This window comes from Aeromonas cavernicola, from assembly GCF_002795305.1.
GTDB lineage: Bacteria > Pseudomonadota > Gammaproteobacteria > Enterobacterales > Aeromonadaceae > Aeromonas > Aeromonas cavernicola.
Genome location: NZ_PGGC01000170.1, coordinates 1 through 8,388, shown reverse-complemented (window position 1 = coordinate 8,388; position 8,388 = coordinate 1). Strand labels below are relative to the sequence as shown.

The window sequence follows — 8,388 nt, the reverse complement described above, 5'->3', positions numbered from 1 at the left end:
AGCAATGCGAACCTCTTGCGCAGCGCGGGCCTCGGCCGCGATACGAGCCTCCTGCGCAGCGCGAGCCTCGGCAGCGATACGAGCCGCTTCAGCGGCTTGCGCCTCCTCAGCCATCAGCACTTCGTTGACGATCACCGGCTCCAAGTCGGAGGCGCACTCCTCCACCACCAGCGGACCGTGGTCGTCCAGCTCGGACGGCTGGCAGCAATCATCTTGCAAAACGGGATTCTGTGCGCTGGCAGGCACTTCGGGGGCAACAGCCGGCGTACTATCGGAAACAGTGGTATCGGAAACAGGAGCGGTGGTAGCAGTGACCTCAGGCTCAGCGGTAATCGGGGTGGCTTGGGGTGTCTGTGGTTGGACAGCCTCAGCCTCTTCTTTCTTGCGGCCGAAACCCAGCCAGGAAAACAAACCTTTTGCCATCTAAAAATACTCACATCAAAGGCTGACTGCTAAGATAGCCGTCCCTTGGCGGGTCGGCATAAAAATGAACCGCCTTATACTACCACTTTATTTTCTGACGATGAAACGCGATGCCCAGAGTGAAATCCAGCCGTAGCAACCCGAGCAAGAGTCCCGCCCCGCAAGGAAAATCGGGCTTTGTAAGAATCATCAGCGGCCAGTGGCGAGGCCGCAAATTGCCGGTCAAGGATGTGGAAGGGCTCAGACCCACCACGGATCGCGTCAAAGAGACCATCTTCAACTGGCTGGCCCCCCACATTCGCGGCACCCGCTGCCTGGATCTGTTTGCCGGTAGCGGCGGCTTGGGGCTGGAGGCGCTGTCGCGCTATGCCGAGCAGGTGACCTTGATTGAGATGGACAAAGGGGCCGCCGACCAGATCAAGAAGAACCTGACCGTCCTCGGCAGCAGTCAGGGTCAGGTGATCCACTCTGATGCGGTGAGCTGGCTACAAGGCCCGGCCACGCCGTTTGATCTGGTGTTCCTCGATCCGCCGTTTCGCCGCGATCTGCTGCCGCAAGTGTGCGAGCTGCTGGAGCAGCGCGGCTGGCTGGCAGCGGATGCCCTGATCTATCTGGAGCGGGAAAAAGAGATGGCCGATCTGACGCTGCCTGCCAACTGGCAGCTACTCAAGGACAAGCAGGCAGGTCAGGTCTGCTATCAACTCTATCTGCGAAGTCCCGAGAACGATGTTGCCATTTAAATGCCGGCTGGAAGGGGAACAGGGGCGATTGATCCCCCCCAGTCAATGTGGGCAACCGCTCAAGGACAAGCAGGTCGATCACATCAGGTCTGTTATCAACGCTATCTACGGGAGGTAAACAATGAAGCGGGTCTTTAATCTGTTGGCGATGGGTCTGATACTGTTCTTCTGGTTTGGCGTGCTAGTCAGTCTTATCACGCCACTGCCCAGTAAACTCAACAGTTTTTTGCCCGTGTGTGGGGTGATTGTCGCTCTGTTCCACTGGCTACAGGCCAGCATGATCAAAGCAGCCTGTAAACGCTACTTTGCCATCAGTCGTGCTGAGTTCATCGGGGTACTCATTTTTGGGGTGTTCGGCATGATGGAGATCCGGTTACGGCTCAACGCGCTCATTGAAGAGGCGCAGCGCAGTCAACCATCCTGATCCAGCAAGGCAAAAAAGAAAAGGGGACGGCGGTAGCCGTCCCCTAGAGTCGTGTCGTCCCGTCCCTAGCACTGCGATGCTCCCTGCAGTCCCTGACGTTATCCGAATCCCTTGGAATATCCCCTTGCCAGTCCGTCGGCGTGTCCTGCGGCATCCCTAGCCCAGCAATTGATCCTAAATTGCTTCACGATCTCCATCTTGGAGGTGTCCGTTGCCACATCCTGTGGGGTTCCTTGCGTCTTCCTGACCGATAACCATCCAGATTATCTCACTTCATCCTGAAGGGTCCTGCCCGCATCCGGCGAGTTCCTGCTCATCCTGAAGAGCGACATTCCCTGCGCTCTGCTCTCATCCTAAGAGTGTCCGGCCACGTCCCGCAGCAATCCTGTCATCCTTGCGTCGTTCACCGCCCTGTGAACGGCCTCGATGATGAGGTGTTCCTAGCCCACTTCTCGTGGAAAATGTTTCTTTATGATCAGGCTTTATGTCCTGCATCGCCTGTTTCGTCCTTGTGGCTTCATAGTAAGACAACCGCTGTGCGGGACAAGGATTGCTCGCTAAGAAAAAAAACGCCTCAGCTATTCCACAGAGCAATAAAAACAAAAAATATATAAAAATCAATTTCTTGTGATTTGTATATCCGGATTTTAATAATGTAGGGATGGCTTCACGTACGGTTTAAGGCTGCCCACTCTTACAACCTCAATAGCCAATCTCTTACACGATAACGTTAAGCACTAGGCCTGCAGGAAAACGATTTCGTCGATCTTAGCCTCCGTCACCACGCCAACCGCAGATAACCCGCCAAAACAGCATCATGATCACGACCGATCGCCAGAGCGTAGCGGCCACGCTGAGTTAGGTGCCGGACTTGATGGTATTCCAGATCCGTGTCCTGACACGCTCGACCTTGGCTGGCAGCGGCTTGAGGGGGAACAAGCGGGCCATGTTGGCTGCTGACGGCACTAGATCTGGGTTATCACGGATCTCACTCTTGACCTGTTTAATCCCCTCTTTATTAGGGTTGGGATAGCCGGTTTTATCACTGATGGGGGCAATCACCGCAGGTTGCAGTAGATAGTTGATAAATTGGTATGCCTCGTCCACATCTGGGGCATCTTTGGGGATCGCCAACATATCAAACCAGATAGGTGCCCCCTCTTTGGGTTGGCGCATGGCCACCTGCACCCCGTTGTTGGCATCTTTGGCGACGTTACCAAACTGATAGAAGCTGCCGGAATAGCCAATCGCTACACAGATATCTCCGCTGGCGATGTCATTCATGTATTTAGATGAGTGAAAGTAGCGAATATAGGGCCGCACCGATAACAGTAGGGCTTTGGCTTGCTCGTAATCCGCCACCTTGGTGCTGTTGGGGGAGAGCTTCAGGTAGTTCAAGGCGATCGGAATGATGTCGGATGGGGAGTCGATAAAGGCGATACCGCACTTAGCCAGCTTGCTGGCGTACTCCTGCTTAAAGATCAGATCCCAGCTATCCACTGGGGCGCTATCTCCCAGCACCGCCTGCACCTTATCGACGTTATAGCCGAGGATCACCGTGCCATACATATAGGGAATAGCATGTTGATTACCGGGATCATTCTCTTGCAGCAATGCCATCAAGGTGGGGTCTAGGTACTGCCAATTGGGCAATTTGCTGCGATCTAGCGTAAGAAAGACCCCTGCTTGCACCTGTTTAGCCAGAAAGGTATTGGATGGCACCACCACATCGTAACCAGAACGACCCGCCAGCAGTTTCGCTTCCAGCGCCTCGTTGGTATCAAACACGTCGTAGGTGAGTTTGATACCGGTCTGGTTTTTAAAGTCGGTGAGCGCCTGCGGCGTAATATAATCGGACCAGTTGTACACCCGCAGCTCTCCCGTCGCCGCCAAGGCACCCGGCATGGCGAGCAGCCCAGCAAGTAAGCCGCTGGCAAGCTGCGCGCGGACTCGGCGACTAAACGGGCCTTTGATGGTGGCGTGTTGTGTGACCATCTGATCCATAACCACTTTCCCCATGACAACGTGCTCCCTGTTAATGCTGCGTATCACTGGCCAGCCCCTGACATCAGCGGCCTTCGAATCCTTCCAACACGTTCACGGTATTGATGCCGATCGCCTCCACCGCATAGCCCCCTTCCATCACAAACAGGGTGGGTAGCTGGAGGGCAGCGATCCGCTGCCCCATGGTCAGATAATCGGCATTGGTCAGGCGAAAGCAGGAAATCGGATCATCTTCATAGGTATCGACACCGAGCGAGACAATCAGCACATCCGGCTGATAGTCACTGATGCGCTGGCAACCCCGTTCAAGCGCGGCTCCCCACTGCTGCCAGCCACTGCCTGCCGGCAGCGGGAGGTTGAGGTTATAGCCCTCCCCAGCACCGACCCCCGTTTCATCGGCATACCCTAAAAAGAAGGGGTATTCAGCGGCAGGGTCACCATGAATGGAGACAAACAGCACATCTTGCCGGTCGTAGAAAATCCCTTGGGTGCCGTTACCGTGGTGATAATCCACATCGAGGATGGCCACTTTGCGATAGCCCTGATCCAAAAAAGCTTGGGCGGCGATAGCGGCATTATTGAGGTAGCAGTATCCACCGATTTGATCCGCCGCTGCGTGGTGACCGGGCGGGCGACATAGGGCAAACGCCGCTTTTTCCCCAGCCATGATGTGCTGCTGCGCCGTCAGGGCGACTTGCGCCGAGCTATACACGGCTTGCCAAGTACCCGCGGTGATCGGCACCCCCGCATCGAAGCTGTAATAGCCAAATTGGCCGTGCACGCTGGCGGGTTTTTGTTGACCCAGCACCCGTGTGGGCCAGGTATAGGGCAGCAGATCCCCCGGCTGATCGAGGGCCGCCCAGCGTGACCACGCGCTGCGCAAAAAATCGAGCAGACCTTGGTCATGAACTCGGGCGATGGGCGCTAACCCATACTCTTGGGCAGGCAGGATGGGCCCGAGTTGCCTTGTTTCTAGCCGAGCCAAAATGATATCTGCACGCTCCGGTTTTTCGAAACAGGGCAGTAATTGGCCGTCGATCAGTTCACATTGGCCATGATGCAGTTGGTGATCGGCGCTATAAATGGTCAGCATGTTTGCCCTCTTTTGGCTCACAACATCAATCTCATGAAGGGCAAATGTTACCGACATGTGAATGAGAAGGGTGGCCAAAAAGGGATAAATCAGGCCAATTGTGGCGAACAACAGACCCAGTACCACCCGTTCAGTACTGCCGATATTGGCGCGGTGTGACCCCGCTCCAACGCAAGAAGGCGTGCCGAAAGCTCGCGCTTTCACTAAACCCCAACCGTTTGGCTATGTGATAAATGGCGTGACTTGGCTCAGCCAACAGCTGCTTAGCTTGCTCAAATCGCAGCTCATCAAGCTGGGCCTGATAGCTGGTTCCCATCCCTTTGAGGCGGCGACGCAACGTCCGTGGCGAACAGTGCATCTGCTCCGCCAGCTGTTCAAGACGCGGTGCATGGGCCAGTTGTCCAGCCAACAGCGTTCGTGCGCGATAGAGCCAGTGCCGGTTGGTGTTGAACTCGCCATCGAGCTGGCGACAGCGAGCCACCATTTCGCTGTGGGTCACTGGGTTGGCGAGCGGTAAAGGGGTTGCCAACAGTTGGCTATCAAACGCAAAACCATCTCGCTTAGCCGCAAAGCACAGTCGATCACCAAAACAGTCACGATAACGATTGCGATAAGGCGGTGCTGGTAGGGTAAATTCAGCCGCTCGGATCGGCAGGGGGCGGCCAACCAGATCACTGCACATTTGCTGCAACGACGCGAGACACATCTCGATATTAAAGCGCAGTAAATCGGCACGCTGCTGATAGTGGCTGGCACTAATCCACGCCAGCTCGCCCTCCACATGCAACTGCAGCTGAAAATAGGTGCCCAGCAAGGCGGGATAGCGAAACATCAATTGCAGGGCATCGGCGAGCGTAGCGCAGGAGATCGCCGCATAGCCAAGCAAGCCATAAGCAGAGATATGCATCCGCTGCCCCAATATCAGCCCCAGATCAGGGCAAGAGGCTAACCCGTTGGCACACACCGTGAGCTCTTGCTGGCGGGTGATACGCACCTCACCGCTGTGCAAATCGGCGAGGGTGATACCACTATTGGCCAGCAAGGTGGCAGCGATCTGCTCCCGCGCAGAGTGAGGGGCCTGCTCGCTGAGATAATCGAGCGCACAAGAGACGACATGTAACGTGGTCAGTTGGGGTTCCTGCATCGCAAACTCCCTCATCCATGCGTGATAAAAAAGAGTTAAATACGTTTTATATCAAAAGCTAACAGTCACTCAGTGAGCTCAACACCGCCTCACCACTCTTGCATTGCTCCCCCTTCGTGCTCAAGTAGTTTCACCCATTTTTCCACACTGACACCTTACTCTTTAGAAGCATGTCATCCGCTAAAGATCCATCATTGTGACGGTAACCAATGAACCCTTTTTCATCTTTATGATGATTCTTGCTTTGGCTGACAGGGCGAGATTGCTAGAATCGCCTATTCTTCGCTCCGAGTGGAACGCTTAACCCCGTGATTTCAGGTTTCTCTATGCATTCATCGGCCCATTATCGACAACTGCTGGCGCATCTGCCCCAGATCGCGGTCGCGGCAGATCAGTTTGAGGTGCTGTATAGCGCCCAAGACTTCAAGCAACGAATTCTGGCGCTGATCGCCAGCGCCGCACAGCGCATTTATTTGGTGGCCCTCTATCTGCAGGATGATGAAGCAGGACGCGAGATCCTCAGCGCCCTCTACGCCGCCAAACAGCGCAATCCAGCGCTGGATATCAAACTGTTTGTCGATTTTCACCGCGCCCAACGTGGTTTGATTGGCAAAGGCAAGCAAGGGGGCAACCACCTGATGTATCAGGAGATGGCTGCCAGTCATCAGCATAAAATTGAAATTTATGGGGTTCCCGTCAAAGGGCGCGAGCTGCTTGGCGTGCTCCACCTCAAGGGCTTTATTTTCGATGATGTGGTGCTCTACTCTGGCGCCAGCCTCAACGATATCTACTTGCACCAGCAAGATCGCTACCGTTTCGACCGCTATCACCAAGTAACCAGCCCAGCGTTGGCGCGCAGCATGGTTAACTATGTCGATGATCAATTCGTCAGAAGTGAGGCGGTGCAACGACTGGATCGCTGCGACATCCCCAGCGCCAAGCAGTTGAAGGGGCCGATCCGTCGCTTCAAGCGCCAGCTACGCCAAGGCCAATACCGCTTTAGTAATATGTCGGTTGATAGTACCGACGTGAGCATCACCCCCGTAGCGGGCATGGGAAAGCGCAATAACCAACTCAATCAGATGATCCGTAATCTGGTGCGGGCTACCGAACGGGACATCTTCATCTGCACCCCTTATTTCAACTTACCCAAAGAGCTGAGCAAAGACATTGAGGTGCTGCTCAAACGTGGCTGCAATGTCACCATTGTGGTGGGCGACAAAACCGCCAACGACTTTTTCATCCCGCCGGAAGAGAAGTTCTCCACCATCGGGGGCCTGCCCTATCTCTACGAAACCAATCTGCGCAAGTTTGCCGAGCGTAATCAGCGCTACATTGATGCTGGCCGCCTCAACCTGATGCTGTGGTGCTGCGAGCGCAACTCCTATCACCTCAAGGGTATTTTTGTCGATGATGTGTGGGCCCTGCTCACCGGCAACAACCTCAACCCTCGGGCTTGGGCATTAGATCTGGAGAATGGTCTGCTGGTTCGCGACCCTCATCAACACCTGCAAGCCCAGTTTCAGGCAGAACGCGACAGCATCCTGACTCACACTCAGCGCCTTGCCCATTTTGATCAAGTCGAACAGATCGCCGATTACCCCGAGCAAGTGCGTAAACTGCTGGCACGTATTCACCGAGTGAAGGCCCATTTGTTGCTAAAACGGATCATCTAAGTGGTCAGCCTTGCGCTCACCCGTCAGCCCCCAGATAAAGGCCTGCCAATGATGGCAGGCCTTTATCTCGTTAACGTGGCTACGCTCAAACAGAACACCCTCATCCCCGCAAGGCTAGCTTGCACCGATACCCGAATCCCCCCTATCATCTGGACATATTTACAGTTTTTTCGGGCATCTAATTGATGAAATTGGATAAAATCCCACTCGACAGCCTCAAGGGTGTCGGCAGCAAGATGCAGGAGAAGCTAGTCCGATTGGGGCTGGCCACGGTACAGGATCTGCTGTTCCACCTTCCCCTGCGCTACGAGGACCGCACCCAGGTGTGGCCCATCGGCGATCTGCCGCCCGGCCTGCACGGCGCAGTCGAGGGCGAAATCCAGGACACTCAGCTGGTGATGGGGCGCCGCCGGATGATGGTCTGTCGCATCAGCGATGGCACCGGCACCCTCACCTTGCGCTTCTTCAACTTCACCGCCGCCCAGAAAAACAGTCTGGCGGCGGGCCGTCTGATCCGCTGCTTTGGCGAGGTGCGCCCCGGCAAATACGGGCTGGAGATGGCCCACCCCGAGTACAAGCTGCTCGGCGAAGAGCAGGCCGGTCAGACCGAAGAGGCGCTCACCCCCGTCTACCCGACTACCGAAGGGCTGCGCCAGCTCACCCTGCGCAACCTCACCGATCAGGCGCTGGCCCAGCTCGACCTCTATGGCGTGGAGGAGCTGCTGCCCGCCGGACTCTATCCCCATCAGATTGAACTGGCCGCCGCCCTGAAGCTGCTGCATCGCCCGCCCCCCTCGGTGGCGCTGCCGCTGCTGGCAAGCTGTCAGCATCCGGCCCAGCCGCGGCCGCGCCACCGAGGGGGGCGGGCGATGCAGCAGCTTCAG

Annotated in this window: 7 protein-coding genes and 1 pseudogene; 4 read left to right on the top strand and 4 right to left on the bottom strand. The window is 55.9% G+C overall.

Features of this window, described 5'->3' with window-relative positions:
- Window positions 1-423, bottom strand: a pseudogene (locus CUC53_RS16145) (signal recognition particle-docking protein FtsY); the annotation flags it as partial.
- 110 nt (window positions 424-533) lie between these two features.
- Here CUC53_RS16145 and rsmD point away from each other — a divergent pair.
- Window positions 534-1,163 carry a 16S rRNA (guanine(966)-N(2))-methyltransferase RsmD gene (rsmD, locus tag CUC53_RS16140; protein ID WP_100295080.1) on the top strand — a complete coding sequence of 210 codons (630 nt, stop codon included), beginning with the start codon at window positions 534-536 and terminating at the stop codon, window positions 1,161-1,163.
- A 121-nt stretch (window positions 1,164-1,284) separates the two neighbouring features.
- The gene (locus tag CUC53_RS16135) at window positions 1,285-1,587 is read left to right on the top strand and encodes a DUF1145 domain-containing protein (RefSeq protein ID WP_100295079.1); all 303 of its coding nucleotides are present in this window, start codon (window positions 1,285-1,287) and stop codon (window positions 1,585-1,587) included.
- An 858-nt stretch (window positions 1,588-2,445) separates the two neighbouring features.
- On the opposite strand, the gene CUC53_RS16130 is transcribed toward CUC53_RS16135, so the two are convergent.
- The 3 genes from CUC53_RS16130 to CUC53_RS16120 all read right to left on the bottom strand — a co-directional run bounded on the left by CUC53_RS16130 (window position 2,446) and on the right by CUC53_RS16120 (window position 5,828).
- On the bottom strand, window positions 2,446-3,492 hold the full coding sequence (locus CUC53_RS16130) for a polyamine ABC transporter substrate-binding protein (RefSeq protein ID WP_236757945.1): 1,047 nt from the start codon (window positions 3,490-3,492) through the stop codon (window positions 2,446-2,448).
- 163 nt (window positions 3,493-3,655) lie between these two features.
- A complete protein-coding gene (locus CUC53_RS16125) occupies window positions 3,656-4,684 on the bottom strand; it encodes a histone deacetylase family protein (protein ID WP_100295078.1) in 1,029 nt (342 codons plus the stop codon).
- A 130-nt stretch (window positions 4,685-4,814) separates the two neighbouring features.
- Entirely contained in the window at window positions 4,815-5,828 is a 1,014-nt protein-coding gene (locus CUC53_RS16120; protein WP_100295077.1) for an AraC family transcriptional regulator, read from the bottom strand.
- Window positions 5,829-6,154: 326 nt separating this feature from the next.
- Here CUC53_RS16120 and pssA point away from each other — a divergent pair, with 326 nt between their 5' ends.
- Together pssA and CUC53_RS16105 are read left to right on the top strand one after the other, a co-directional pair.
- Window positions 6,155-7,504: a CDP-diacylglycerol--serine O-phosphatidyltransferase gene (gene pssA, locus CUC53_RS16115; protein ID WP_167386779.1), complete on the top strand. Its 1,350-nt coding sequence runs from the start codon at window positions 6,155-6,157 to the stop codon at window positions 7,502-7,504.
- 185 nt (window positions 7,505-7,689) lie between these two features.
- The coding region (locus tag CUC53_RS16105) for an OB-fold nucleic acid binding domain-containing protein (RefSeq protein WP_236757944.1) at window positions 7,690-8,388 on the top strand (699 nt) is incomplete at its 3' end.

Bases quoted from the DNA above. Each gene is read 5' to 3' on its own strand.
- rsmD (WP_100295080.1), top strand. From the start codon at position 534: ATGCCCAGAGTGAAATCCAGCCGTAGCAACCCGAGCAAGAGTCCCGCC.
- CUC53_RS16135 (WP_100295079.1), top strand. From the start codon at position 1,285: ATGAAGCGGGTCTTTAATCTGTTGGCGATGGGTCTGATACTGTTCTTC.
- CUC53_RS16130 (WP_236757945.1), bottom strand. From the start codon at position 3,492: ATGCCGGGTGCCTTGGCGGCGACGGGAGAGCTGCGGGTGTACAACTGG.
- CUC53_RS16125 (WP_100295078.1), bottom strand. From the start codon at position 4,684: ATGCTGACCATTTATAGCGCCGATCACCAACTGCATCATGGCCAATGT.
- CUC53_RS16120 (WP_100295077.1), bottom strand. From the start codon at position 5,828: ATGCAGGAACCCCAACTGACCACGTTACATGTCGTCTCTTGTGCGCTC.
- pssA (WP_167386779.1), top strand. From the start codon at position 6,155: ATGCATTCATCGGCCCATTATCGACAACTGCTGGCGCATCTGCCCCAG.